Below are 24,278 nucleotides of genomic sequence, written 5' to 3' on the forward strand. Positions count from 1 at the left end.
GACTCGGAGTCTCGATCAGTTGCCGTACACGTCGAACTGGAAGTACTTGTCCTGCACTTCCTTGTACTTGCCGTTGGCGCGGATGGCGGCAATGGCGGCGGTGATCTTGTCGGCCAGGGCCTTGTCGCCCTTGCGCACGGCGATGCCGGCGCCCTCACCGAAGTACTTCGGATCGGTGTAGTCCGGGCCCACCAGGGCGAAGCCCTTGCCAGCCTCGGTCTTGAGGAAACCGTCATCGATGTTCACGGCATCGGCCAGGGTCGCGTCGAGGCGGCCGGAGGTCATGTCGAGGAACACTTCGTTCTGCGAGCTGTAGCGCACCACTTCGATACCAGCCGGTGCATACACCTCGGTGGCGAAGCGGTCGTAGGTGCTGGCGCGCTGCACACCGACCTTCTTGCCTTTCAGGTCGACCAGCGGGTCGTTGATCACGGTGCCGGCCTTCATCGCCAGCTTGATCGGGGTCTGGTAGTACTTGCCGGTGAAGTCCACGGACTTCTTGCGCTCATCGGTGATGGTCATCGACGACAGGATGGCGTCGAACTTGCGCACCTTGAGGGCCGGGATCAGGCCATCGAACTCCTGCTCGATCCACTTGCACTCGACCTTCATCTCGGCGCACAGGGCGTTGCCGATGTCGTAGTCGAAGCCGGTGATCTTGCCGTCCGGAGTCTTGTAGGCGAAGGGCGGGTAGGCCGCCTCGATACCGATGCGCAGGGGTTTGGCTTCATCGGCCACAGCAGCCAGCGGCGACAACAGGGAAAGCGCCATGGCGCCGAGAAGTGCGATCTTCTTCATCTTTTGACTCCTACGAATGGGTATGGCTTCTGCTGGCAGAGTGAGGGTATGCCCAGGCCTTGCGATGAATTGTAGAAAGAGGCGCCGGGTTTACCTTGATCGATCTCAGGGAAAATGGCCTTGGCCGGGTGAGCGGCATTCTAGCGACAGCCCTAAAGTCGATATTTCTTCAATGCGACAACAAATTACAAAAGGCCAGGACGGCCCGGGGAGGGAGGTTGACAGCTCCTCATGAATATGCAAGGAGCAGAAAGACAATCAACCGATTGAAAAAGCAATTACCGCGCCATAAATTCGCCAACCCTTGTAGTACAAGGCTTACATCTTCTTTCTTATTTTCTGAACAGCCATTTCCACGCACCGTTTCGAGGCGAAGTGTTTCCACTCGCCCCGTTTCGGCGCGGCGCGTAACAACCCCGGCGTTACCCTGACCGGTCGGTCCCGCCCCTTTCCGTATAAAGTCGCTTCGCCGATATAAATCAGTCGCTTGGCGCTTCCGGAACCTGGATTTCCCGGTGCGAGGCACGCGCCGGACGAGCAGAAAACACACCTCGCCCCGTCACCCCGCGAAGCCCTCCCCCGGCAGGAACGAAAACGCCCCGCCGCGGCTTGTGGCCGGGGCGGGGCGTGGGTGTTGCGCGCGGGCGCCGGGTCAGGCGGCCTGCATGGTGCGGTGGGTGTCGATGAGGTGCTGCACCACGCCAGGATCGGCCAGCGTGGAGATGTCGCCGAGGGTGTCGTACTCGGCCACGGCGATCTTGCGCAGGATGCGGCGCATGATCTTGCCGGAGCGGGTCTTGGGCAGGCCGGGTGCCCACTGGATCACGTCCGGCGTGGCGATGGGGCCGATCTCGCGGCGCACCCACTGCTTCAGTTCCTGGCGCAACGCTTCGGAGGACTCCACGCCCGCGTTGAGGGTGACGTACACGTAGATGCCCTGCCCCTTGATGTCGTGGGGGACGCCGACCACGGCAGCCTCGGCGACTTTCGGGTGGGCGACCATCGCGCTCTCGATCTCGGCGGTGCCCATGCGGTGGCCGGAGACGTTGAGCACATCGTCGACGCGGCCGGTGATCCAGTAGTAGCCGTCCTCGTCGCGACGGGCACCGTCACCGGTGAAGTACATGCCCTTGAAGGTCTTGAAGTAGGTGTCGACGAAGCGGTCGTGATCGCCGTACAGGGTACGGGCCTGGCCCGGCCAGGAGTCGATGATCACCAGGTTGCCTTCGGCGGCGCCCTCGATCAGGTTGCCCAGGTTGTCCACCAGGGCCGGCTGCACGCCGAAGAAGGGCCGCGCGGCGGAGCCCGGCTTCAGGGCGTGGGCCCCCGGCAGCGGGGTCATCAGGCAGGCGCCGGTCTCGGTCTGCCACCAGGTGTCGACGATCGGGCAGCGGGACTGGCCGACGTTCTCGTAGTACCAGTGCCAGGCTTCCGGGTTGATCGGCTCGCCCACCGAACCCAGCAGGCGCAGGCTGGAGCCGTCGGCACCGGCCACGGCGGCCTTGCCCTCGGCCATCATCGCGCGGATGGCGGTGGGGGCGGTGTAGAGGATGTTGACCTTGTGCTTGTCGATGATCTTGGCGACGCGGCTGACGTCCGGGTAGTTCGGCACGCCTTCGAACATCAGGGTGGTGGCGCCGTTGGACAGCGGCCCGTACACCAGGTAGGTGTGGCCGGTGACCCAGCCGATGTCGGCGGTGCACCAGAAGACTTCGCCCGGGCGGTAGTCGAACACGCGCTCGTGGGTCAGCGAGGCGTAGACCAGGTAGCCGCCGGTGGTGTGCAGCACGCCCTTGGGCTTACCGGTGGAGCCGGAGGTGTAGAGGATGAACAGCGGGTCCTCGGCGCCCATTTCCTTCGGCAGGCACTGGCTGGAGGCGACCTTCATCAGGTCCTCGTACCAGACGTCGCGGTGCGGGTTCCACTTGATGTCCGAACCGGTGCGCTTGACCACGATCAGCTTCTGCACGCTGCTGGTCTCGGGGTTGGTCAGGGCGTCGTCGACATTGGCTTTCAGTGCGGTCTTCTTGCCGCCGCGCAGGCCTTCGTCGGCGGTGATCACCACCTTGGACCTGCAGTCGATGATGCGACCGGCCAGGGCCTCGGGCGAGAAGCCGCCGAAGACCACGGAATGGATGGCGCCGATGCGGGTACAGGCCAGCATGGCCACCACCGCCTCGGGGATCATCGGCATGTAGATGGTGACCACGTCACCGCGGTGCACATCCTGGCCGCGCAGGGCGTTGGCGAACTTGCACACTTCGGCGTGCAGTTCGCGGTAGGTGATGTTGCGGTGCTCGGACGGGTCGTCGCCTTCCCAGATGATCGCCAACTGGTCGCCACGCTCGGCGAGGTGACGGTCCAGGCAGTTGGCGGAGAGGTTGAGGGTGCCGTCGGCGAACCACTTGATGTCGACGTGGTGGTCGTCGAAGGAGGTCTGCTTGACCTTGGTGAACGGCTTGATCCAGTCGATGCGCTGAGCCTGCTCGCGCCAGAAGCCGTCGGGGTTGATCACCGACTGCTGGTACATGGCCTTGTAGGTCGCCTCGTTGGTCAGCGACTTCTCAGCCACCTCGGGACGCACCGGATACAGTGAAGCAGCACTCATGTCTCATACCTCGACGGGTAGTTGTTTTTGTATGCCGCCTTTTGTATCCCCCGCCTCCCTGTGGGGCCATTCGACCATGGTCTTACCGCATACGGACTATGGTCTAAGGCCGTCGCAGAGCCCTCGCGGCCAGGCCCTGCCCAGGCGGGCGCACGGGTCGACGGCACGCCCCCTTCGGCGTTGCCGGGCAGCGGCCGGACGCATGAAAATGAACATAAAAACGAACGGACGTTTTCATGCACACGCCACCACGCCTGCCAAAAACCGCGAATACAGGCCGAAACATTTAGCCAAAACCTATCAATTGGCTTTATTCGATTCCAAATGGTAATTTTGTGTTCATTATGTCGAACACAAAGCCTTACTCCCTGCACTTCTCCCGCCTGGTGTCCCGCGAAGGACACTGGACCGGCGACCTCTAGCGCCCTCCCCCTCGACCACCGCTGGCCGCGCCGGGATTCCACGAAAATGACCCCGCGCTGGCCAACCACCGAGACTCCCTGGCGTCCGTCCCGATGACGACGCCCCTGCATGCCCATGGGAGGGCACCATGCGTTCCTGGTTCTACCTGCTCACGGCGATCTTCTTTGAAGTCGTCGGCACCACCTCGATGAAATTCGCCACCGAATACGCACCCCTGCTCGGCTACCTCGCGATGTACGTGCTGATCGGCCTGTCCTACTTCTTCCTCGCCCTGGCGGTGAAGCGCGTCCCGGTTGGCGTCGCCTATGCGCTGTGGGAAGGCATCGGCATCGTCCTGATCACCGCCGTCAGCGTCGCCTGGCTGGGCGAGAGCCTCGGCCTGGCCAAGGCGCTCGGCCTGGCCGTGATCATCGTCGGCATCCTGCTGATCAAGTTCGGCACCCGCACCGAGCCCGTGGTCCTCGGCCAGGAGGTGGCAGCATGAACGGCGTGACCTGGATCCATTTCGCCTGGCTGGGCGTGGCCATCGCCCTGGAAGTGCTGGCCAACGTCCTGCTCAAGTACTCCGACGGCTTCCGTCGCCGCGTGCTCGGCGCCGTCTCCATCCTCTGCATCCTGGCGGCCTTCACCGCACTGGCCCAGGCAGTGCGCGGCATCGACCTGTCACTGGCGTACGCCATCTGGGGCGGCTTCGGCATCCTCGCCACGGTCGCCATGGGCTGGGCACTGTTCGGCCAGCGCCTGGCCTGGAAGGGCTGGCTCGGCCTGGTCATGCTGGTGCTGGGAATGGGCCTGCTGAAACTGGCGTGACCAGTCCCTCTGCCAAGGGGCAAATCGCAGGCAAAAAAATGGGCGACCCTCGGGTCGCCCGTTCAATCATTCCGGGAGAGGAATGTAGAAACGCTTGTGTCCGCATCACGCAAGATTCAGACAGCGCCTTTTTTACCCGCCCGCCTGCCCCCGGGCCATTGCACCAAGGTCTAACAGGCCGTTGGAACCTGGACGGCAGCCGAGACGAACCGACCGGGAGCGCAGATCACCGGGCATCTTGCGGGCGCTTCCAACGCCGCAGCGGCAACGCAATGGGTTTCAACAACCCGCTAGGTCTCCTCGCGCCCCAGCCCGTGCTGGCGCAGCTTGTTGGCGATGGTGGTGTGCGACACGCCCAGGCGCTTGCCCAGCTGGCGGCTGCTCGGATGGTCGGCGAACAGGCGTTCGAGCACCGCCTTCTCGAAACGCCCGAGGATGGCCTCCAGCCCGCCATCCAGGGAGAAGTCCCCCAGCGGCTGCGGCGCGCCGTAGTCCGGCAGGCGGATGTGCTCGGCCTTCACCGTGCCCCCCTCGCACAGGGAAACGGCCTGGAACAGCACGTTCTCCAACTGCCGCACGTTGCCCGGCCAGTGGTAATGGCCAAGCCGCTCCAGGGCCTGGGGCGCCAGGCGGGGCAAGGCGCAGCCGATCTGCCGGCTGGCCGAGTCGAGGAAGTGCTCCACCAGCGGCCCCAGCCCGTCCAGGCACTCGCGCAGCGGCGGGATGTGCAGCGACAGCACGTTGAGGCGGTGATAGAGGTCCTGGCGGAACTCGCCCCGGGCGCAGAGCTCCGAGAGGTCCACCTGGGTCGCGCAGATCACCCGCACGTCCAGGTACACCTCCTCGTCACTGCCCACGCGGCGGAAGCAGCCGTCCTGGAGGAAACGCAGCAACTTGGCCTGCAGGCGCGGGCTCATCTCGCCGACGCCATCGAGGAACAGCGTGCCGCCGGCGGTCAGCTCCAGCAGGCCGAGCTTGCCTTCCGGGCGCGCGCCCTCGAAGGCGCCGGGGCCGTAGCCGAACAGCTCGGTCTCGGCCATGGACTCAGGCAGGCCGGCGCAGTTCAGCGCCATGAAGGGCGATTGCCCGCGCGGGCTCGCCAGGTGACAGGCGCGGGCCAGCAGCTCCTTGCCGGTGCCGGTCTCGCCCTCGATCAGCAGCGGCGCGTCCAGGGGCGCCATGCGCCGGGCCTCGCGCACCACGGCGGCCATCACCCGCGAACTCTGGAAGATGCTGTCGAAGCCGCGCAGCTCCTGCTTGCGCACGTGGTAGATGCGCTCGCCCACGCGGTCCGCGCGGTGCAGGGTGAGCACCGCGCCGGCCAATGCTTCGCTCTCGTCGTGCTCGGATTGCAGCGGCGCGATATCGGCGAGGAACACATCGCCCTTGACCTTCACCCGCAGGCCGTTGATGCGCGCCTTGTTGGCCCGCACCAGCTCCGGCAGGTCGAAATCCTCGGTGTAGCGCGACAGCGGGATGCCCGGCACCTCGTCCACGCGCACGCCAAGCAGCTGCGCGGCGGCACGGTTGGCGGCGACGATGGAGCCGCCCATGTCGATGGACAGCACCGGGAACTCCAGGGCCCCGAGCAGCGCGTTCAGCTCCAGGTGGCGACGCTCGCTGGGCATCAGCCCCACGCGCTTGACGCCGAAGACCCCGGGAATGCCCTCGAGCTTCGGTCGCAGCGATTGCAGTTGAAGGTTGATCAGGTTCGGGCAGAGCAGGTAGATCGCGTTGCCCTGGTCGCCGCCGACTTCGCCGCGGTTGACGTTGATGCCGTAGTCGACGAGCAGGTTGAGGATGTCGCGCAGGATGCCTACGCGGTTCTGGCAATGGACTTTGATACGCATGCGGCACCCCGGAACGGGTTCTTGTCTGGGGCGCGGGTCTGAAAATCAGCGTCCTGCCCGATTTTTCCGTCAAGAATATGTGACGACTTACCCCACCAGCAAGGCGGCTCCGCCTGATTCCGCCCCCTACGTAAACATTTCTTTACGAAAATTACGCCCTCACCCCGGCCGCTACAGCCGCCACCGGGCTGCGCGCTGCAGGGTTCCGGGTTATCCATGGTCCAACACAACAACGAAGCCCCGCCCCAGGAGGCCGAATGAAAACCACGCAATACGTGGCCCGCGAGCCGGACGAGAACGACTTCATCCACTACCCGGACAGCGAGCACCAGGTGTGGAACACCCTGATCACCCGCCAGCTCAAGGTGATCGAAGGGCGCGCCTGCCAGGAGTACCTGGACGGCATCGAGCGCCTCGCCCTCCCCCACGACCGCATTCCCCAGCTGGGCGAGATCAACCGGGTGCTGCAGGCCGCCACCGGCTGGCGCGTCGCCCGCGTCCCGGCACTGATCCCCTTCCAGACCTTCTTCGAGCTGCTGGCCAGCCAGCAATTCCCGGTGGCCACCTTCATCCGCACGCCGGAAGAGCTGGACTACCTGCAGGAGCCGGACATCTTCCACGAGATCTTCGGCCACTGCCCGCTGCTGACCAACCCCTGGTTCGCCGAATTCACCCACACCTACGGCAAGCTCGGCCTCAAGGCCACCAAGGAGGAGCGCGTCTACCTCGCCCGCCTCTACTGGATGACCATCGAGTTCGGCCTGGTGGAAACCGCACAGGGCCGGCGCATCTACGGCGGCGGCATCCTCTCCTCGCCGAAGGAGACCGTCTACAGTCTTTCCGGCGAGCCCGAGCACCAGGCATTCGACCCGCTGGAATGCATGCGCACCCCGTACCGCATCGATATCCTGCAGCCGCTCTACTTCGTGCTGCCGGAGCTCAAGCGCCTGTTCGAGCTGGCCCACGAGGACATCATGGCGCTGGTGCACCAGGCCATGGCCCTCGGCCTGCACGCGCCGAAGTTCCCGCCCAAGCCCAAGGCGGCCTGAACCCCTTTCCCGCCGGTTGGCGCCACGAACCGCACCGACCGGCCAACCCTCTACCTGGAGAACCCCATGACCGCACTGTCCCAAGCCCATTGCGAAGCCTGTCGCGCCGACGCGCCCAAGGTCTCCGAGGCCGAACTGGCCGAACTGCTCAAGCAGATCCCCGACTGGAACATCGAAGTCCGCGACGGAATCATGCAGCTGGAGAAGGTCTACCGCTTCAAGAACTTCCGCTACGCCCTGGCCTTCACCAACGCGGTGGGCGCCATCGCCGAGGAAGAAGGCCACCACCCGGGCCTGCTCACCGAATGGGGCAAGGTCACCGTCACCTGGTGGAGCCACGAGGCCAAGGGCCTTCACCGCAACGACTTCATCATGTCCGCCCGCACCGACGAGGTGGCCGAACGCGCCGAGGGCCGCAAATGAGCCATTTCGCACCGGTCGGGCGCGTGCCCGGCGACCCCATCCTCGGCCTGATCGAGGCCCATCGCGCGGACCCGAATCCGGCCAAGATCGACCTCGGCGTGGGCGTCTACAAGGACAGCCAGGGCCTGACCCCCATCCCCCGTGCGGTGAAGCTCGCCGAGCAGCGCCTGGTGGACGTGCAGCGCACCAAGACCTACATCGGCGGCCACGGTGACGCCGCCTTCGGCCGCCTGCTGGGCGAGCTGGTGCTGGGCGCGGGCTCGCCGCTGCTGACCGGCCAGCGTGCCGGCGTGACCCAGACTCCGGGCGGCACCGGTGCCCTGCGCCTGGCGGCCGAGTTCATCGCCCGCTGCCTGCCGGGCCGGGGCGTCTGGGTCAGCGACCCGACTTGGCCGATCCACGAGACCCTGTTCGCCGCCAGCGGCCTGGCCGTGCACCACTATCCCTACGTCGGCGCCGACAACCGCCTCGACCTCGACGGCATGCTCGCCGCCCTGGAACAGGTGCCGGAAGGCGACGTGGTGTTGCTGCACGCCTGCTGCCACAACCCCACCGGTTTCGACCTGGGCCACCACGACTGGCAGCGGGTGCTGGAGATCGTCCGCGCGCGCCGCCTGCTGCCGCTGCTGGACTTCGCCTACCAGGGCTTCGGCGACGGCCTGGAACAGGACGCCTGGGCCGTGCGCCTGTTCGCCGAATCGCTGCCGGAAGTGCTGATCACCAGTTCCTGCTCGAAGAACTTCGGCCTCTACTGCGAGCGCACCGGCGCCCTGGTCGTCTGCGCCGCCAGAGCCGATCAGCTCGTCGACGTACGCAGCCAACTGGCCTTCATCGCCCGCAACCTCTGGTCCACCCCGCCGGACCATGGCGCGGCGGTGGTCGCCACCATCCTCGGCGATGCCGAACTGAAGGCCGTGTGGCTGGAAGAACTGGACGCCATGCGCCGCCGCGTCGCCGAACTGCGCGCCGGCCTGGTGGAGGCCCTAACGCCCCACGGCCTGGCCGAGCGCTTCGCCCACATCGCCCGCCAGCGCGGCATGTTCTCCTACACCGGCCTCAGCAGCGATCAGGTGGCCCGGCTGCGCAGCGAGTCCAGCGTGTACATGGTCAGCAGCGGCCGCGCCAACATCGCCGGCCTCGACGCCTCGCGCCTGGGCGACCTGGCCCAGGCGATCGCACGGGTGTGCTGAAAGGCCTCTCCCTCCCCGCCCCTCGTCCCTGACGGGGGGCGGCGGAGCGGCCTGGCATCGGTCGCTCAGCGCTGCAACAGCGCGATGGCCAGGCTGAGGCCGAAGAACGACAGCACGGTGGCCATCACCAGGGTCGCCGCACAGCGCGCCTCCAGGCCGAAGCGCATGCCCACCAGCGGGTAGATGCTCATCATCGGCGCACAGGCGAAGAGGATGCCCGTCACCCTCAGCAGCGGATCCACCGGCGGCAGCAGCCAGAACAACGCCGCCACCGCCAGCGGGTGCAGGGCCAGCTTGCCCAGGCTGATGGCCGCCATGTCCGGCAGCAGGCCGCCCAGGCGCACGCCATGCAGGGTGCCGCCGATGACGAAGAGCGCGGCCGGCGCCGAGGCCATCGCCAGCATGTCCACCACCTTCGCCGGCACGGCTGGCAGGCGCAGCCCCAGCAGCGACAGGCCGACACCCACCAGCATCGCCAGGATCAGCGGGTTGCGCGCCAGGCGCCCGAGGGTGCCGCGCAGGGTGTTCCACAGCCCGCCCCCGCGCTGCTGCGCCGACTCGGCCAGGGCCAGCGCCAAGGGGATCATCAGCAGGTTCTCCACCACCATGTTCAGGGCCAGGCCGAGCACCGCCGTGGGCCCCGCCACCATCACCACCACCGGGTAGCCGACGAAGCCGCTGTTGGAGGCCGACATGCCCAGCCCGGCGATGGCGGCATCCGCCAGGCCGCGCCCGCGCACGAAACGGAAATACGCCAGCCCCAGGCCGAACACACCCAGCGAGCCCAGGCCGTAGGCCAGCAGGTACCAGGGGTTGAACACCTCGCCGATGGGCCGCTCGGCCAGCGCCTTGATCACCAGCGCCGGCAGCGCGAAGTTGAGCACGAAGACACCGATGCCGCGCACCTGCTCGCGGCTGACCAGCCCGCCCCGCGAGGCGATGTAGCCCAGGCCGATGATCAGGAAGACGGGCGCGGTGAGGGTGATGACGTCGAGCAACGGGGGCCTCGCGGGATGGCATTGGAGTGGGTGCCAGTATCCGCCAGCGGGCCTCGGCAAGGCGCGGGGCGAACGGCGGCTGGAACGCGAAATCCGCCGATAATCGCCCGGCTTCGACATCGGCGGCTGGCAGGCCGCAGCGGCAGCGCAGCCGGCTAGTAGTCGACCTTGCCGCGACCGGCCTTGATCGCCCCGCGCTTGGACTTGCCATCCAGGCGCCGGGCCTTCGAGCCCAGGGTCGGCCGCGTCGGGCGGCGCTTCTTCTCCACCTTGCCGGCGCTGCGGATCAGCTCCGCCAGGCGCTCCAGGGCATCGGCGCGGTTCTGCTCCTGGGTCCGGTACTGCTGGGCCTTGATGATGATCACGCCCTCGCCGGTGATGCGGCTGTCGCGCAGCGCCAGCAGGCGCTCCTTGTAGAACGGCGGCAGCGACGAGGCCTGGATGTCGAAGCGCAGGTGCATCGCGCTGGACACCTTGTTGACGTTCTGCCCGCCGGCGCCCTGGGCGCGGATGGCGGTCAGTTCGATTTCATCGTCGGGCAGATGGACGCTGTTGGAGATCAGCAACATGGCACGGGCCGGATAGCGGAAAGAGCGACAGGATAGCGCCGCAGCCCGGTGAAAGCTCCCCGACCACAGAAGGCATGCCCCGGGCCGCACCTTTACGATGGCCTCAGGCAGAGCGGGTCGACGAGGTCGGCCACGATTGCCATGCCAACCAGATCAGCAAGACGCTCAGCCTGCATGCGCTTCATCACCCGGGCGCGATAGAGGTCGACCGTCTTGATGCTGATATCCAGCTGTTCGGCGACCTCCCGATTGGTGTAGCCCCTGACCAGCGGCAGGAAGACATCGCGTTCGCGTGGCGTCAGGCTGGCCAGGCGCTCCTGCAACTCGCTCTGGCCATCGCCGTGCGAGCGCTTGCGTTCGGAGCTGCTCAAGGCCTGCTGCACGCTATCGAGCAGCAGTTGTTCGTTATAGGGCTTTTCGATGAAGTCGCGAGCGCCGGCCTTGAACGCCCTCACCACGATGGGCACATCGGCATGCCCGCTGACGAAAATGACGGGCAGCTCGATCCCGCGGGCACGCATTTCCTCCTGCACGTTCAACCCCCCCATGCCGGGCATGCGCACGTCCAGCAGAACACAGGCATTGAGCCTGGCGTCGCAAGCTTCGAGGAACGCTCGGCCACTGGTGAACGGCAGCGCCTGCAGGCCCACCGACTCCAACAGCCAGACGGTCGAGTCCAGCATCCCCTGATCATCGTCCACCACATACACGACCTGCTTGGTGGCAGTTGTCATTACATCGCTCCTCATTGTTGTTATCACTGCTGGGGTAGCCGGCAACGCATCAGCAATCCGCCACCCTCCAACCGCTCGCCGACCAGGGCGCCGCCAAAACCTTCGACAATGCTGCGACTCATCGACAGCCCCAGCCCGAGCCCATCCGGCTTGCTGGTGTAGAACGGGGTGAAGATGCGCTCCAGCTCGTCTTCGCCGAGCCCGGGGCCCTGGTCGCGAACGCAGACCTCCACCCCGCCGCCTGCCTGGCCGGCCAGCAGCACGATCCGCGAGGCACGGCCCGGATGGGCATCCCGGTTGGCATCGATGGCATTGCGCAAGAGATTCAGGAGTACCTGTTCGAGCAGGACTCGATCGGCGTAGACGGGCGGAAGATTGTCCGGCAATTGCTCTTCGATCACCACCTGGCAGGCAGAGGCCTCCCAGGCGCACAGGCGCACGGATTCGCGCGCCACCTCGGCCACGTCCAGAGCCTGCATGCGCCGCTGCCCCTTACGGAGGAAGCCGCGAAGGCGCTTGATGACCTCGGAGGCGTGATTGGCATGCTCGGTGATGCGCTCCAGCCCCTGCGCCACCCGGTCGGCTGCCTGGGGATTGCTGTCCAGGGCATGCAGGTAGCGCTGGCTGGCGCTGGCGTAATTGACCACCGCCGCCAGTGGCTGATTGATCTCGTGGGCGATACCGGATGCCAATTCGCCCAACGTGACCAGCCGCGCCGTGTGCGCCAGTTCGTCCTGATGACGACGCTGCTGCGCCTCGCGCAGCTCACGCTCGGTCATGTCCCGCGCCACCAGCGAGTAGTACCGCTCGCCGCCGGCCACCCGATGAGCCAGCAGCACGAGGGACACCGGCACCGACGCCCCGCCGGATGACGGCTGCAGGCGGGAGTCGGCACTCCAGACACCTGTCTGCTCGGCCTTCTCGCGCCCTGCCTGCAAGCGCAGGAGGTCGTCCGGGGCGAACAGCTCGCTGAGCAAGGGCATGGGCTGCTGCTCATCCAGCTGCAGCGTATGGCGCGCCGCCGGGTTGAGGTAGGTGACCCGCTCGTCCGCGTCGATGAACAGCACCGGGTCCGTATTGGCTTCAACCACTTCGGCCAGGCGACGCTTGTTCTCCTCGGCCTGCACCCGCGCGGTGATGTCGCGCGAGACGCTGACCACCTCCACGACCGCTCCGGTGTAGGTCTCGCGGATGGCCCGACTGGCCGTTTCAAACCACAGGTAACGGCCGTCACGGTGGCGGATACGGTAGGTCATCGTGTGGTAGCCATCGGTCTCCAGCGCATCACGAGCGCGCTGGATCGACCTGGCCAGATCGTGGCCATGGAACAGGCCTTGAGCGAACGTTCCCCGGAGCTCCTCCGGCCAGTAGCCGAGCAATGTCCAGGAGGCCGGCGAGGCGTCGAGGAATCGGCCATCCGGGGTGTGTCGGGAGATGACGTCGGTGGTGTTCTCGGTGATCAGGCGGTACAGGCGCCTTGCCCTGGCGGCTTCCCGCTCGGCCAGCACCTGCTCCGTGGCTTCGCGGCAGCGCGCCAGCACGCGCTGTTCCTGAGGGTCCGGCACGAAGGTCCAGATCAGGATGCGCCCGTCGAACTGCGCCTCGACATCCTCGATGGCTCGGCATTGCTCGAGGCATGCGCGCACCAGCGAGACATGGTTGACCGGCAGGAAGCGCACGACCGAACCAGGTGGCTGATCGGCCAGCAGCGCCAGCAAGGCCGCATTGAGCTCCAGCGGGTCGCCGTTGGAGGCCAGCAACAGACTCGGCTGTGGGTCATGCCCCAGCAGCGGCGAAGCCCGCAGCAGGCTGCTGGCGGTCGCCAGCAGGGTCGAGAGCAGCTCGTGCAACCAGCCCTGCCAATCCAGGCTGACGCCTTCGCGCGCCTCCACCAGCAGCAGGCCGGGCTGGCCAGGCTGCAGGGCCAGGTCGAACACCTGCCCATGGCTGATCGCTGCACGGCGCAGGCGCCCGGACAGCCAGCAGTCGAGCCCGCGCACCTCATCCAGGCTCAGCCTGCCGGCCTGGGCCAATGCGTCGAAGAGTGGCTGGTCACTGGCCTGCATGGGGTCGCCCAGGCCGGGAGGCAGGTGCTGCCCACTGCCTTCGTGACCGTAGATACCCACCTTTTCCAGCCAGCTCAGGTAGTAGACCTGTTGCACTTCGGGGCGGCCGCGCAAGGCACGGCACAAGGCATCGGCTCTAGCAGCCAACGGCACGCCTTCGCGCTGCAGGCGCAACCAGGTATGCAGGCGGACCGGATTCGGGCTCATCAGGGACTCCAGGCGAAAACGGCGACAGCATATATCCCAATCACCCGATCAGGCTCGATGTCTCGGCTATAAACCCGAATAATATAGTATATATACCATACGACTCAGGTATTACTTCCATATTCAATTCGAGTTGTTATATAAAATATGGCAATGATCTGCCGCCCGCCCCCTGACAGGCGGATGATGCAGACCAACAGAGCTAACAATCAGCCACCGGATGCCCAGCATGTCGATCTTCGAACAGGGTCTCGCCCCTGCTGCCGTGAACCACATCGCCCTGTCGCCGCTCAGCTTCATCGAGCGCACCGCCAGCGTCTATCCCGATTACCCGGCCGTGGTCCACGGTTCGATCCGCCGTACATGGGCAGAAACCTACAGCCGTTGCCGGCGCCTGGCCTCTGCCCTGGCCGGGCGCGGTATCGGCAAGGGAGACACGGTGGCGGTGATGCTGCCGAACATTCCCGCCATGCTCGAGGCGCACTTCGGGGTGCCGATGATTGGCGCGGTGCTCAACACCCTCAACGTGCGCCTGGATGCGGAGGCCATCGCCTTCATGCTGCAGCACGGCGAGGCCAAGGTGGTGATCGCCGACCGCGAATTCTTCGACGTGATCCACGCCGCCATCGGCATGCTCGATCACCCGCCGCTGGTCATCGATGTCGACGACCCGGAGTACGGTGAAAGCCAGGCCGTGAGCGACCTGGATTACGAAGCCTTCCTCGCGGAGGGCGATCCCGACTTCGCCTGGCAATGGCCGGAAGACGAATGGCAGGCGATCAGCCTCAACTACACCTCCGGCACCACCGGCAACCCCAAGGGGGTGGTCTATCACCACCGCGGCGCCTACCTGAACGCCCTGGGCAACCAGATGACCTGGGCCATGGGCAACCACCCGGTCTACCTGTGGACGCTGCCGATGTTTCACTGCAACGGCTGGTGCTACCCGTGGACGATCACCGCGCTCGCCGGCGTTCACGTCTTCCTGCGTCGCGTCGACCCGCAGAAGATCCTGACCCTGATCCGTGACGAGCAGGTGACCCACCTGTGCGGCGCGCCCATCGTGCTCAACGCCCTGGTCAACATGCCGGCCGAAGCCAAGGCCGCTATCGATCACCCCGTCAATGCGATGGTCGCCGGGGCCGCGCCACCGGCCAAAGTGATAGGGGCCGTGGAGGAAATGGGCATTCGCGTCACCCACGTCTATGGACTCACCGAGGTGTATGGCCCGGTGACGCTGTGCGCCTGGCATGCGGAATGGGACGCCCTGCCGCTGGAGCGGCGTGCCGAGATCAAAGCCCGCCAGGGCGTCCGCTACCCGACCCTCGAGGGGGTGATGGTCGGTGACCCGAAAACGCTGGAACCGACCCCGCGCGACGGCCAGACCATCGGCGAGATATTCATGCGGGGCAACACGGTGATGAAGGGCTACCTGAAGAACCCCAGCGCCACGGCAGAGGCGTTCGAGGGCGGCTGGTTCCACACCGGCGACCTCGCCGTCTGCCACCCGGACGGCTATGTGGAAATCAAGGATCGCCTGAAGGACATCATCATTTCCGGTGGCGAGAATATTTCCACCATCGAACTCGAAGGCGTGATCTACCGCCACCCCGCCGTCCTGGAGGCGGCTGTGGTAGCCCGCCCGGACGAGAAGTGGGGCGAGACGCCCTGTGCGTTCGTCACCCTCAAGGCCACCCACCCGAACGTGCGCGAGAGCGACATCATCGGCTTCTGCCGTGATCACCTGGCCGGCTTCAAGGTGCCCCGCACCGTGATCTTCACCGACCTCCCGAAAACCTCGACCGGGAAGATCCAGAAGTACGTCCTGCGCGATATCGCCAAGGCCCTCTAGACACTCGCGACTCTGACAAGGCGACGGATTGATTTCCGTCGCCCTGGCGCCCTGCGCCTGAAAAACGGGCAACAACAAAAACAAGGAGCCACACCATGACCCCCACCGAACTCTCCCATGCGCAGCATTGCGAACGTATTCGCGCGAACCCGACATTTCAGCAACTGGTGCGCAGTCGCTCGCGCCTGGCCTGGTCGTTGAGCGCCGCCGTCCTGGGTGCCTATTACCTGTTCATGCTGGTGGTCGCCTTCCACCCGGCCACGCTGCATAGCCCCCTGGGCGAAGGTCGCCAACTGACCGTGGGCATCCCCGTGGCGACCGCGATCATCGTGCTGTCCTGGCTGTGCACCGGTTGGTACGTCTACCGCTCCAACACCCGGTTCGACGCCCTCAGCGCCGAGTTCATGAAGGAGCTGAAATGATGCGGCCGCGCACCTTTGGCCTGGCGTGCCTGTTCCTCGCCCCCATCAGCGCTTTCGCCGCCCCCCTGGTTGCGGAGAAACAACCGATCAACCTGCACGCGATCGCCATGTTCTTCGTGTTCGTCATGGGCACGCTGGCGATCACCTGGTGGGCCGCGCGGCAGACCCGGTCGACCTCGGACTTCTACACCGCAGGAGGCGGCATCAGCGGGTTCCAGAACGGCCTGGCGATCGCGGGTGACTACATGTCCGCCGCTACGCTGCTGGGCTTGTCGAGCCTGGTGTTCGCCAAGGGGTACGACGGCTTCGTCTATACCGTGGCGTTCTTCGTCGGATGGCCGATCATCACCTTCCTCATGGCCGAACGCCTGCGCAATCTCGGTCGCTTCACCTTCGCCGACATCGTTTCCTATCGCCTCGATCAGTCAAGGATCCGAACGTTCGCAGCCCTGGGCTCGCTGACCGTGGTGTGCTGTTACCTGGTGGTGCAGATGGTCGGCGCGGGTCAGTTGATCAAGCTGCTGTTCGGCCTCGAATACACCACCGCGGTGATGGTGGTCGGTGTGCTCATGCTGGTCTACGTGATCTTCGGCGGCATGATCGCCACCACCTGGGTACAGATCATCAAGGCGGTCCTGCTGCTTGCCGGGGGCACGACCCTGGCCGGGCTTTCGCTGTCCAAGTTCGGGTTCAGCCTGGAGAACCTGGCCACCCGAGCGGTGGACGCCCACGCCCTGGGCTGGAACATCATGGGGCCAGGTTCCATGCTGGCCGACCCGATCAACGCGGCCTCCCTGTCGCTTGGCCTGGTGTTCGGCATCGCCGGCCTGCCGCATATCCTGATGCGCTTCTTCACCGTGCCCAACGCCAAGGAAGCCCGCAAGTCGGTGTTCTACGCCACCGGCTTCATCGGCTTCTTCTTCCTGGTCGTCATGGTGCTGGGGTACAGCGCCATCGTCATCGTCGGCACCGACCCGCAGTTCTTCGTCGGCGGAGATATCAAAGGCGCCCTGATCGGCGGCGGCAACATGGTTGCCATGCACCTGGCGAAGGCCGTAGGCGGCAACCTGTTCCTCGGTTTCCTTTCTGCGGTGGCCTTCGCCACCATCCTGGCGGTGGTCTCGGGCCTCGCCCTGGCAGGCGCCTCGGCCATCTCCCATGACCTCTACGCCACCGTGCTGAAGAAAGGCGCCGCAACGGAAGCGCAAGAGATGCGCGTAACCCGCATCGCGACCGTTTGCCTGGGCATCGTCGCAATCGGCCTGGGCATCCTCTTCGAGAAGCAGAACGTCGCGTTCCTCGTCGGCCTGACCTTCGGTATCGCCGCCTCGACCAATTTCCCCGTCCTGATCATGGCCATGTACTGGAAGGACCTGACCACGCGCGGCGCCTTGGCGGGCGGATTCGTGGGGCTGCTGACCGCCCTGGTGCTGGTGATCCTGTCGCCTGCGGTGTGGGTATCGGTACTGGGCAATGCCACGGCGATCTACCCCTACGACCACCCTGCCCTGTTCTCCATGCCGCTGGCGTTTCTCGTCATCGTGGTGGTTTCCAAGCTGGATCGCAGCGCCCGGGCCGCCCGTGAGCGTGCTGCATTCGATGACCAGTTCGTGCGCGCCCAGACCGGTCTGGGGGCCGCTGCCGCCGCCAGCCACTGAACAGGAAAACTCCAGAGGGTGGTTGCTCGTTGGCCACCCGACCTTACGAGCCGCGTACGCGCGGCTCCTTTTTACACCCCGCGCCTGAACGAGGTTACCGATGCCCGAGTACAACGCCCCCCTGCGCGACCTGCGCTTCGTCCTCCACGAGGTGTTCGACGCCCCACGCCTGTGGGCACGCCTGCCGGCCCTGGCCGAGACGGTCGACGGCGAGACCGCCGATGCCATCCTGGAAGAAGCCGCCAAGGTCACCGGCAGCCTGATCGCCCCGCTCAACCGCAGCGGCGATGAGGAAGGTGCACAGTGGGCCAACGGTGCCGTCAGCACGCCGGCCGGCTTCAAGCAGGCCTATGCCACCTACATCGAAGGCGGCTGGGTCGGCCTGTCGGGCAACCCGCAGTACGGCGGCATGGGCATGCCCAAGATGCTCGCCGTGCAGTTCGAGGAAATGCTCTACGCCGCCGGCTCCAGCTTTGCCCTGTATTCGGCGTTGAGTTCCGGCGCCTGCCTGGCCATCGACGCCCATGCCAGCGAAACGCTGAAGAACACCTACCTGCCGCCCATGTACGAAGGCCGCTGGGCAGGCTCCATGTGCCTGACCGAAGCGCATGCCGGCACCGACCTGGGCATCATCCGGACCCGCGCGCAGCCCCAGGCCAACGGCAGCTACGCCATCACCGGGAGCAAGATCTTCATCACCGGCGGCGAGCAGGACCTGACCGAAAACATCATCCACCTGGTGCTGGCCAAGTTGCCGGATGCACCCGCCGGGCCGAAAGGCATCTCGCTGTTCCTCGTGCCGAAGATCAAGGTCGACGCCGACGGTTCGCTGGGGGCGGCCAATGCCGTGAGTTGCGGCTCCATCGAGCACAAGATGGGCATCAAGGCCTCGGCCACCTGCGTGATGAACTTCGAGGGTGCCGAAGGCTACCTGATCGGCGAGGAGAACAAGGGCCTGGCTGCCATGTTCACCATGATGAACTACGAGCGGCTGTCGATCGGTATCCAGGGTATCGGTTGCGCGGAGGCTTCGTACCAGAGCGCCGTCAGCTACGCCCGGGAGCGCATCCAGAGTCGCGCCCCCGGGGGCCCCCAGCAGCAGGACAAACTGGCCGACCCGATCATCGTGCACCCGGATGTGCGCCGCATGCTGCTCTCGATCAAGGCGATGACCGAGGGCGGCCGCGCCTTCGCCTGCTACGTCGGCCAGCAACTGGATCTCAGCAAATTCAGCGACGACGCGGCCGAGAAGCAGGCCGCCGAGAACCTGGTTGCGCTGCTCACGCCCGTGGCCAAGGCCTTCTTCACCGACAGCGGCCTGGAAAGCACGGTACACGGCCAGCAGGTGTTCGGCGGGCACGGCTACATCCGTGAGTGGGGGCAGGAGCAACTCGTACGCGACGTGCGCATCGCCCAGATCTACGAAGGCACCAACGGCATCCAGGCCCTCGATCTGCTCGGCCGCAAGGTCGTCGCCAACGGGGGCGCGGCCCTGCTGCAGTTCACCCGCGAGATCCGCGCCTTCGCCCAGGCCGACGTACCGCATCGCGACGCCCTGCTCGATGCGGTGCAGCGCCTGGAAGACACCGCCGCCTGGCTGCTTCAGCAGGCCAGGGACAACCCCAATGAAGTCGGTGCCGCCTCGGTGGAGTTCCTGCACCTGTTCGGCTACGTCGCCTATGCCTGGCTGTGGTCGCGCATGGCCCAGGTGGCGCTGAGCAAGCGCGGCGAAGACGAGGCCTTCTATGGCGCCAAACTCGCGACTGCGGACTTCTATTTCCGCCGCCTGCTGCCACGGATCCTGAGCCTGGAGGCCACCATCCGTGCCGGTAGTGAGCCCTTGTTCGGCCTCGACGCCGACCAGTTCTGACGATTGAGCGTTACGCGGCCTCGCCTCTGGGGTCCGCGTTTTTTCTTCGCAATCCAGCCCACAGGGTGGATCGCAATACAGGAGTGTTTATGCGTGATGTCGTGATTGTCGCTGCCACCCGCACCGCCATTGGCGCGTTCCAGGGCAGCTTGGCACGGGTTCCTGCGGTGGAACTCGGGGCAACGGTCATACGCAGCCTGCTCGCCCGGGCCGCTCTCGACGGTGCAGTGGTCGACGAGGTGATCATGGGGCACGTGCTCACCGCCGGTGCGGGGCAGAACACCGCGAGACAGGCCGCGCTCAAGGCCGGCCTGCCGCACACCGTGCCGGCGATGACCCTGAACAAGGTCTGCGGCTCGGGCCTCAAGGCGGTGCAGCTGGGCTACCAGGCCATTGCCTGCGGTGATGCCGAGGTGATCATTGCCGGTGGGCAGGAAAGCATGAGCCTGGCGCCCTACGTCATTCCCCAGGCGCGTACCGGGCTGCGCATGGGGCACCAGCAGGTGATCGACACGATGATCCAGGATGGCCTGTGGGATGCGTTCAACGATTACCACATGGGTATCACGGCCGAAAACCTGGCCGAACAGTACGGGATCTGCCGTGACGAGCAGGACATCTTCGCGGCCACCTCGCAGCGACGTGCGAGCGCGGCCATCGACAGCGGCCGCTTCGATGCGGAAATCACCCCGGTGCAGGTTCCCCAGCCCAAGGGCGAGCCGATCGTTTTCGCCCGTGACGAGCAGCCGCGCGACGGCACCACACACGCCAGCCTGGGCAAGCTGCGCGCGGTGTTCAAAGCCGATGGCAGCGTCACGGCAGGCAACTCATCGACGCTCAATGACGGCGCCGCCGCCGTGGTGCTGATGAGCGCCGACAAGGCCGCGGCGCTGGGCCTGCCGACGATGGCCCGTGTCGTCGCTGCCGCCGGGGCGGGTGTCGACCCGGCGATCATGGGGGTCGGCCCGGTCTTCGCCACCTGCAAGGTGCTGGAAAAGGCCGGCTGGCAGCTCGAGGACGTAGACCTCATCGAGGCCAACGAAGCCTTCGCCGCCCAGGCCCTGGCCGTTGCCCGCGAGCTGCGCTGGGACAGCGCCAAGGTCAACGTCAATGGCGGCGCCATCGCCCTGGGCCACCCGATTGGCGCCTCCGGCTGCCGAATCCTGGTCACCCTGCTGCACGAAATGCAGCGCAGTGGCGCGCGCAAAGGCCTGGCCACGCTCTGTGTCGGCGGTGGCCAGGGCATCGCACTCGCCGTCCAGCGCGACTAGCAAAACCAACCCCCTCGCGCCCGGCCCTCACCGGGCGTGCGGGACCGTCGTTCCTCCAATAAAAACAAAAGGACTTCACCATGCATCACAGACCACGCCAACTGCCTCGCCTGCTGCTGGCCGCGGGCATCACGAGCCTCGGTGTCCCGGCCCATGCCGCCTTCCTCGAAGAGAGCAAGGCCAGCCTGGAACTGCGCAACTTCTACTTCAACCGCGACTTCCGCCAGGAAGGCGCCCCCCAAGCGAAGGCCGAAGAGTGGGCGCAGGGCTTTCTGCTGCGCTACGAATCCGGTTTCACCGACGGCACCGTCGGTGTCGGGGTCGATGCCATCGGCCTGCTCGGGGTCAAGCTCGACTCCAGCCCCGAACGCGCGGGCACCGGGCTGCTCCAGCGGGATCGAGAAGCGCCACGGCGCGCCCAGGACGCCTACTCCGACCTGGGGCTGACGGCCAAATTGCGCGCCTCCCAGAGCGTTCTGAAAATCGGCACCCTGACCCCCAAGCTGCCCGTATTGATGCCCAACGACTCACGCCTGCTGCCGCAGACCTTTCGCGGGGGCCAGCTGAACATGCGCGAGATCGAAGGGCTGACCCTCGACACGGGGCGCCTCACCCAGGTCAACCAACGGGACTCCAGCGACCATGAAGACATGGCCGTCACCACGGCCGTCGGTGTGAAGGGCATTCGCACGCGCCATGGCACGAGCGATGCGTTCGACTTCGCCAGCCTCACTTACGCCTGGAACAACAACCTGAGCACCGGCTACAGCTACGGCGCCCTGGACAATATCTATCGTCAGCACTACGTGACGCTCAACCATGTCCTGGCGCTCGACGGTGGCCAGTCGTTGAAGAGCGATATCCGCTTCGCCCGCTCCACGGGCGATGGCGGGAGCAACGTCGACAACCGCGCGCTCGGCGCCCTGTTCACCTACGGTATCGGCGGTCATGCAGTTGGCGTCGGCTATCAGCGCATGAGCGGCGATACCGGGTTTGCCTACATCAACGGCGCGGATGCGTACCTGGTCAACTTCGTGCAGATCGGAGACTTCGCCAGCAAGGATGAAACCTCCTGGCAGGCCCGCTACGACTTCAACTTCGCCGCGCTCGGCATTCCGGGCCTGACCTTCATGACCCGCTACCTCAGCGGCGACGGCGTCGATCTGGGCGCCGGCAAGCCGGAGGGCCGCGAATGGGAACGCGACACCGACATCGCGTACGTATTCCAGGAGGGGCCGCTGAAGAATCTCGGCGTCAAATGGCGCAATGCAACGGTCAGGTCCACGCACTTTGGCAATGACCTGGACGAAAACCGCCTGATCCTCAGCTACAGCATTGCGCTCTGGTGACACGCCGGCCGCTCGAAGAGTGGTAACGAGCGGATCGTTATCACTCGCGGGAATCGTAGCTGGAACTGCCCTGGCGCCGAGCTGCAACGCATGCCCGTGATGCCTTATTGCGCCGCTGGGCTACGCTTTAGCAGCCAGTCTGTGCCTAGGGAGGAACGGCATGAACATTCGCCAGAAAATGGTTGCTTCAGGAGCCATCAGCGTCATCGCCGCCGCCCTGCTCGGCGGCATCGGCTTCTTGGGCCAGACCCGCCTCGCCGACGCGCTGGCCGAGAACGAGCTGAGCGTCAGCGCGCTGCGCAACCACCTGGAGGGCGACATGATGCACGACGCCCTGCGTGCCGACGTGCTTGCCGCCTTCGTCGCCGAACCGGGCGACAGCGCTGCAGCCAACCAGGTGCGCCAGGACCTCAAGGAGCACAGCGACTGGTTCCGCAAGGCCATGAGCGAGAACGCCAGCCTACCCCTGAGTGCGGACATCAAGCGCGCCATCGGCGATTCGCAGCCGGCGCTGGAGTCCTATATCACCGCCGCCGAGAAGATCATCGACCACGCCTTGCGCGACCCGGCCGCGGCCCGCGCCGAATTGCCGGCCTTCAATACCACCTTCGGCGAACTGGAAGAACGCAACGAAGCCCTCAGCAGCCTGATCGAGAGGCACGCTAAAGAAGCGCGCGACGCCAGCGAGGCCGCGGTGAGCCAGGCGGCCATGTGGCTGGTCGGCGGCATCCTCGTCGTCTGCCTGGCGTTGTGCCTGGCCACCAGCCAACTGATGCGCACCGTGCTGCGCCCGCTGGAGAAGACCGTCGCCGCTGCCCGCGCGATCGCCCAGGGCAACCTGCGCAACGTCATCAGCGTCGACAGCAATGACGAGGCCGGCCAGTTGCAGCAGGCGCTGGCGGACATGCAGAACAACCTGCGCCAGATGATCGCCGACATCCGCCAGGAGAGCGAGGAACTGCGGGGCACGGCGCACACCCTCAGCGATACTTCGCGCGGCATCGTCGACGGCGCCAGCGAGCAGGCCGACAGCGCCACCAGCATGGCCGCGGCGATGGAGGAAATGATCGCCAACATCGCCCAGATCGCCGAGCACGCGCGCAACGCCCAGGGCATCTCCGCGCACTCCGAAGGCCTGGCCAGCAATGGCGGCCAGGTGATCCTCGGCGTCGTCGACGGCATGAACCGCATCGCCGACGCGGTGAACAGCTCATCCAGCACCATCACCGCGCTGGGCCGCTCCTCGGAGGAGATCCACTCCATCATCCAGGTGATCAAGAGCATCGCCGAGCAGACCAACCTGCTGGCGCTCAACGCCGCCATCGAAGCCGCGCGGGCCGGCGAGGCGGGTCGCGGCTTCGCCGTGGTGGCCGACGAAGTGCGCAACCTCGCGGCACGCACGGCGCAGTCCACCCAGGAAATCACCGGCATGATCGAACGCATCCGCGAAAGCACCGAACAGGCAGTCAGCAGCATGCAGACCGGGGTGACGCGGGTGAACGACGGCGTCTCCCTGGCGACCCAGGCCGGCACCTCCATCAGCGAGATCCGCAACGGCGCCCACCGCGCTGCCGAGGTGGTCGAGGAGATTTCCCAGACCATCGACGAGCAATCGCGGGCCAGCAGCGAGGTGGCCCAGCGGGTGGAGACCATCGCCCGCATGTCGCGGCAGAACACCGAGGCGATGCACGAGCTGGCCGACGCCGCGCAACGCCTCGACAACGTGGCCGAGGCCATGCAGTCCTCGGTGGCGCGCTTCCAGGTGTGAGCGCGCCTCCGTAGGAGCGAACTTGGTGGCTAGGTCTGCGTTGCCAGAAGATTCCGAGTCCAGCTGATTGCCGAGTTCTGCTGATACTAAAGGGGGCATTTGGCCGCTGCTCCAACCTCTGCGCCAGCATCTTCATCGATGTGCGTATCGCGCTCGGGGCGCAGCGGCATCCGTAGGGTGGCGTAGAGCGAAGCGAAACCCACGCGGTGGGCGTGCCAGGGAGCCGTGTATGCCCGGAAAGCACCGTGCTTGAGGCTTCGCATCACGCTCACAACAGCAAACGCAGACAGAGCCAATTCATTCGCCCCCCCATCGCGCGACCGTAGGCCGGGTGAAACCCGCGATCCTCGATGCGACCTGCCG

At 66.0% G+C, this 24,278-nt stretch carries 19 protein-coding genes; 12 read left to right on the top strand and 7 right to left on the bottom strand.

The features are described from left to right. Positions 1-15: 15 nt before the first annotated feature. Together PHLH3_RS21250 and acs are read right to left on the bottom strand one after the other, a co-directional pair. Complete coding sequence (locus PHLH3_RS21250) at positions 16-798, bottom strand: ABC transporter substrate-binding protein (RefSeq protein WP_021218460.1); 783 nt, start codon at positions 796-798, stop codon at positions 16-18. Positions 799-1,450: 652 nt separating this feature from the next. Then, entirely contained in the window at positions 1,451-3,406 is a 1,956-nt protein-coding gene (acs, locus tag PHLH3_RS21255; protein ID WP_213625680.1) for an acetate--CoA ligase, read from the bottom strand. A 550-nt stretch (positions 3,407-3,956) separates the two neighbouring features. On the opposite strand from acs, the gene PHLH3_RS21260 reads away from it, so the two are divergent. Continuing rightward, on the top strand, positions 3,957-4,313 hold the full coding sequence (locus PHLH3_RS21260; RefSeq protein WP_213625681.1) for a multidrug efflux SMR transporter: 357 nt from the start codon (positions 3,957-3,959) through the stop codon (positions 4,311-4,313). Further along, complete coding sequence (gene mdtI, locus PHLH3_RS21265; protein WP_213625682.1) at positions 4,310-4,639, top strand: multidrug/spermidine efflux SMR transporter subunit MdtI; 330 nt, start codon at positions 4,310-4,312, stop codon at positions 4,637-4,639. The genes PHLH3_RS21260 and mdtI overlap by 4 nt, the downstream gene beginning before the upstream one ends. Before the next feature lie 290 nt (positions 4,640-4,929). Here mdtI and PHLH3_RS21270 read toward each other — a convergent pair whose 3' ends face one another. Then, positions 4,930-6,489: a sigma-54-dependent transcriptional regulator gene (locus PHLH3_RS21270; RefSeq protein ID WP_213625683.1), complete on the bottom strand. Its 1,560-nt coding sequence runs from the start codon at positions 6,487-6,489 to the stop codon at positions 4,930-4,932. Positions 6,490-6,746: 257 nt separating this feature from the next. Between PHLH3_RS21270 and phhA the strand changes: the two genes are divergently transcribed. The 3 genes from phhA (at position 6,747) to PHLH3_RS21285 (ending at position 9,151) form a co-directional block, all read left to right on the top strand. After that, entirely contained in the window at positions 6,747-7,538 is a 792-nt protein-coding gene (gene phhA / locus PHLH3_RS21275; RefSeq protein WP_111261866.1) for a phenylalanine 4-monooxygenase, read from the top strand. A 66-nt stretch (positions 7,539-7,604) separates the two neighbouring features. Further along, positions 7,605-7,961 carry a 4a-hydroxytetrahydrobiopterin dehydratase gene (locus tag PHLH3_RS21280; RefSeq protein ID WP_213625684.1) on the top strand — a complete coding sequence of 119 codons (357 nt, stop codon included), beginning with the start codon at positions 7,605-7,607 and terminating at the stop codon, positions 7,959-7,961. Continuing rightward, entirely contained in the window at positions 7,958-9,151 is a 1,194-nt protein-coding gene (locus PHLH3_RS21285; RefSeq protein WP_213625685.1) for an amino acid aminotransferase, read from the top strand. Before PHLH3_RS21280 ends, PHLH3_RS21285 begins: the two co-directional genes overlap by 4 nt. Before the next feature lie 65 nt (positions 9,152-9,216). Here the strand turns inward: PHLH3_RS21285 and PHLH3_RS21290 are convergent, their stop codons facing one another. The 4 genes from PHLH3_RS21290 to PHLH3_RS21305 all read right to left on the bottom strand — a co-directional run bounded on the left by PHLH3_RS21290 (position 9,217) and on the right by PHLH3_RS21305 (position 13,725). Then, complete coding sequence (locus PHLH3_RS21290; RefSeq protein ID WP_213625686.1) at positions 9,217-10,149, bottom strand: AEC family transporter; 933 nt, start codon at positions 10,147-10,149, stop codon at positions 9,217-9,219. 155 nt (positions 10,150-10,304) lie between these two features. Next, positions 10,305-10,718, bottom strand: coding sequence for an alternative ribosome rescue aminoacyl-tRNA hydrolase ArfB (gene arfB / locus PHLH3_RS21295; RefSeq protein WP_213625687.1), 414 nt, complete (start codon positions 10,716-10,718; stop codon positions 10,305-10,307). A gap of 92 nt (positions 10,719-10,810) precedes the next feature. Continuing rightward, on the bottom strand, positions 10,811-11,452 hold the full coding sequence (locus PHLH3_RS21300; protein WP_213625688.1) for a response regulator transcription factor: 642 nt from the start codon (positions 11,450-11,452) through the stop codon (positions 10,811-10,813). Positions 11,453-11,475: 23 nt separating this feature from the next. Then, positions 11,476-13,725, bottom strand: coding sequence for a PAS domain S-box protein (locus PHLH3_RS21305; protein ID WP_213625689.1), 2,250 nt, complete (start codon positions 13,723-13,725; stop codon positions 11,476-11,478). 229 nt (positions 13,726-13,954) lie between these two features. On the opposite strand from PHLH3_RS21305, the gene PHLH3_RS21310 reads away from it, so the two are divergent. From PHLH3_RS21310 to PHLH3_RS21340, 7 genes are all read left to right on the top strand, one after another. Further along, entirely contained in the window at positions 13,955-15,577 is a 1,623-nt protein-coding gene (locus tag PHLH3_RS21310; protein WP_213625690.1) for an acyl-CoA synthetase, read from the top strand. Positions 15,578-15,672: 95 nt separating this feature from the next. Beyond that, a complete protein-coding gene (locus tag PHLH3_RS21315) occupies positions 15,673-15,999 on the top strand; it encodes a DUF485 domain-containing protein (protein ID WP_213625691.1) in 327 nt (108 codons plus the stop codon). Continuing rightward, on the top strand, positions 15,999-17,657 hold the full coding sequence (locus PHLH3_RS21320; RefSeq protein ID WP_213630638.1) for a cation acetate symporter: 1,659 nt from the start codon (positions 15,999-16,001) through the stop codon (positions 17,655-17,657). Before PHLH3_RS21315 ends, PHLH3_RS21320 begins: the two co-directional genes overlap by 1 nt. Positions 17,658-17,757: 100 nt before the next feature. Then, a complete protein-coding gene (locus tag PHLH3_RS21325) occupies positions 17,758-19,527 on the top strand; it encodes an acyl-CoA dehydrogenase C-terminal domain-containing protein (RefSeq protein ID WP_213625692.1) in 1,770 nt (589 codons plus the stop codon). A gap of 89 nt (positions 19,528-19,616) precedes the next feature. Beyond that, positions 19,617-20,798, top strand: coding sequence for an acetyl-CoA C-acetyltransferase (locus PHLH3_RS21330; protein ID WP_213625693.1), 1,182 nt, complete (start codon positions 19,617-19,619; stop codon positions 20,796-20,798). An 80-nt stretch (positions 20,799-20,878) separates the two neighbouring features. Then, entirely contained in the window at positions 20,879-22,147 is a 1,269-nt protein-coding gene (locus PHLH3_RS21335) for an OprD family porin (protein ID WP_213625694.1), read from the top strand. A gap of 160 nt (positions 22,148-22,307) precedes the next feature. Beyond that, complete coding sequence (locus PHLH3_RS21340; protein WP_213625695.1) at positions 22,308-23,915, top strand: methyl-accepting chemotaxis protein; 1,608 nt, start codon at positions 22,308-22,310, stop codon at positions 23,913-23,915. Positions 23,916-24,278: the final 363 nt, after the last annotated feature.

The organism is Pseudomonas sp. Pc102, assembly GCF_018408275.1.
Taxonomy (GTDB): Bacteria; Pseudomonadota; Gammaproteobacteria; order Pseudomonadales; family Pseudomonadaceae; genus Metapseudomonas; species Metapseudomonas tohonis.

What these genes read in the sequence shown, in the direction of transcription:
- PHLH3_RS21300 (WP_213625688.1), bottom strand. Translation starts at nt 11,452, where the DNA reads ATGACAACTGCCACCAAGCAGGTCGTGTATGTGGTGGACGATGATCAG.
- PHLH3_RS21330 (WP_213625693.1), top strand. Translation starts at nt 19,617, where the DNA reads ATGCGTGATGTCGTGATTGTCGCTGCCACCCGCACCGCCATTGGCGCG.
- PHLH3_RS21320 (WP_213630638.1), top strand. Translation starts at nt 15,999, where the DNA reads ATGCGGCCGCGCACCTTTGGCCTGGCGTGCCTGTTCCTCGCCCCCATC.
- PHLH3_RS21335 (WP_213625694.1), top strand. Translation starts at nt 20,879, where the DNA reads ATGCATCACAGACCACGCCAACTGCCTCGCCTGCTGCTGGCCGCGGGC.
- PHLH3_RS21310 (WP_213625690.1), top strand. Translation starts at nt 13,955, where the DNA reads ATGTCGATCTTCGAACAGGGTCTCGCCCCTGCTGCCGTGAACCACATC.
- PHLH3_RS21280 (WP_213625684.1), top strand. Translation starts at nt 7,605, where the DNA reads ATGACCGCACTGTCCCAAGCCCATTGCGAAGCCTGTCGCGCCGACGCG.
- PHLH3_RS21270 (WP_213625683.1), bottom strand. Translation starts at nt 6,489, where the DNA reads ATGCGTATCAAAGTCCATTGCCAGAACCGCGTAGGCATCCTGCGCGAC.
- PHLH3_RS21315 (WP_213625691.1), top strand. Translation starts at nt 15,673, where the DNA reads ATGACCCCCACCGAACTCTCCCATGCGCAGCATTGCGAACGTATTCGC.
- PHLH3_RS21340 (WP_213625695.1), top strand. Translation starts at nt 22,308, where the DNA reads ATGAACATTCGCCAGAAAATGGTTGCTTCAGGAGCCATCAGCGTCATC.
- acs (WP_213625680.1), bottom strand. Translation starts at nt 3,406, where the DNA reads ATGAGTGCTGCTTCACTGTATCCGGTGCGTCCCGAGGTGGCTGAGAAG.
- PHLH3_RS21305 (WP_213625689.1), bottom strand. Translation starts at nt 13,725, where the DNA reads ATGAGCCCGAATCCGGTCCGCCTGCATACCTGGTTGCGCCTGCAGCGC.
- phhA (WP_111261866.1), top strand. Translation starts at nt 6,747, where the DNA reads ATGAAAACCACGCAATACGTGGCCCGCGAGCCGGACGAGAACGACTTC.
- PHLH3_RS21250 (WP_021218460.1), bottom strand. Translation starts at nt 798, where the DNA reads ATGAAGAAGATCGCACTTCTCGGCGCCATGGCGCTTTCCCTGTTGTCG.
- PHLH3_RS21260 (WP_213625681.1), top strand. Translation starts at nt 3,957, where the DNA reads ATGCGTTCCTGGTTCTACCTGCTCACGGCGATCTTCTTTGAAGTCGTC.
- arfB (WP_213625687.1), bottom strand. Translation starts at nt 10,718, where the DNA reads ATGTTGCTGATCTCCAACAGCGTCCATCTGCCCGACGATGAAATCGAA.
- PHLH3_RS21325 (WP_213625692.1), top strand. Translation starts at nt 17,758, where the DNA reads ATGCCCGAGTACAACGCCCCCCTGCGCGACCTGCGCTTCGTCCTCCAC.
- PHLH3_RS21285 (WP_213625685.1), top strand. Translation starts at nt 7,958, where the DNA reads ATGAGCCATTTCGCACCGGTCGGGCGCGTGCCCGGCGACCCCATCCTC.
- mdtI (WP_213625682.1), top strand. Translation starts at nt 4,310, where the DNA reads ATGAACGGCGTGACCTGGATCCATTTCGCCTGGCTGGGCGTGGCCATC.